Genomic DNA, 1,455 nt, shown 5'->3' with positions numbered 1-1,455 from the left:
AGGTAGAGCAGCGACCGCCCGCCCGCGACCGGGACCAGCCGCAACGGGCGACCTGCGGGCGCGTCGGCGCCGATCCCGACGAGCGCGCTGCGCTCCACCGCGGCCTGCCAGTGGTTCGGCTCCGGCCAGGGCAGGTCGGCGACGTCGACCGACTCCTCACCCTCGCCCAGCACCGTGTGGTCGATCTCGGCGAGGTCGACGCACACCGATCCGTTCCGGATCGCCCGCACCGTGAGCGCGACGGCCAGCAGCACCTCCTCCGGCTCGCCCGCCGGATCCCCGCCCAGCCGCCCCAACCGGGTCGCGACGTGCACGTCCGCCGCCGTGAGCACCCCCGCGGTGTTGAAGGCGGCCAGCAGCCCCGGCGCGGTGCGGGCCGTCCGCAGGTCGAAGGGATCGCGGTCGAGCGCGCTCTCGGTGGTGGTCACCGCGCACCCCCCAGCTCGCCGAGGTCGAACAACCCGGGCTCCTCCTCGGGTACCGGCTCGTTCTTCGACACCGCGCCCCGCCGCCGCGGCTCGGCCGCGCTGCTGCGCGGCGCAGGCTCGGGCAGATCGAGAGGCAGCGCCTCCCCAGCCTTCCCAGCCGTGCCGCCCTCCCCGACATCTCCTACGGCCGGGTTGTCCCCGGCAGCCGTGGTGTCCAGGCCACCTGCTGCCTCCGGGCCAACCTCAGACTCCACACCGGCCTCAGACTCCACAGAAGCCTCAGCGGCCAGGGTCTCCGCGGTCTCCGCGGCCGCCTCGAGTCCCTTCCCCGCGGCCTCCGGAGGTCGGTCGGCCTGCTCGCCGTCCATGATCGCGGAGTCTGACCCATCGGAGCCGTATGTGGCCTGGGTGGGGCGGGAATGGTGATCATGCGGGTGGGCGGGCAGAGCGGTCGGGGTGGAACCGCCGTCGAGGAGGTCGGAGAGCGCGGTGACCAGGGCGCCGGGCGGGCGCCAGCCGAAGACGCCGCAGGGGGTGCCGTCGACCTGCGGGGTGTCCGGGCCGCACATGCCCCGCAGGAACAGGTAGAGGACCCCGCCGAGGTGTTGCTCCGGCGAGTACCCGGCCAGCCGCCAGCGCAGGAAGCGGTGGAGTGCCACCGCGTAGAGCAGGGCCTGGAGGGGGTAGTGCGCCGCCTGCATCGCCGAGGGGAGCACCGGCGGGGCGTAGTGGGCCGCGGTGAGCGGCTCTCGCCCACCCGGCCCCGCCGGGCCGAGCCAGTTGGTCTTGTAGTCCACGACCAGGTACCGCCCGTCGACGCGCAGCACGGCGTCGATCGAACCGGTGAGGTAGCCGCGCAGCGGCTGGGCGGCGAGCCCGGGGGAGGCGAGCAGCTCCGGGTAGGCCGCCAGCGGATCCGATGCGGGCAGGTACCGCCGCAGGACGGGAGCGAGGTCGCCCAGCGTGACCTGTCCGGCGGGGGTGTCCCCGCCGGCGAGCGGCATCTCGAAGTCCAGCTCCGCCAGCC

Annotated in this window: 2 pseudogenes; both read right to left on the bottom strand. The window is 74.9% G+C overall.

The features are described 5' to 3' along the window. Nucleotides 1-428 (bottom strand): annotated as a pseudogene (locus H5J29_RS32545) (hypothetical protein); the annotation flags it as partial. Beyond that, nucleotides 425-1,455 (bottom strand): annotated as a pseudogene (locus tag H5J29_RS32540) (hypothetical protein); the annotation flags it as partial. The pseudogenes H5J29_RS32545 and H5J29_RS32540, both read right to left, overlap by 4 nt.

The organism is Pseudonocardia pini, assembly GCF_013870575.1.
Taxonomy (GTDB): domain Bacteria; phylum Actinomycetota; class Actinomycetes; order Mycobacteriales; family Pseudonocardiaceae; genus Pseudonocardia; species Pseudonocardia pini.
This window is presented reverse-complemented; position numbering and strand designations above follow the sequence as displayed.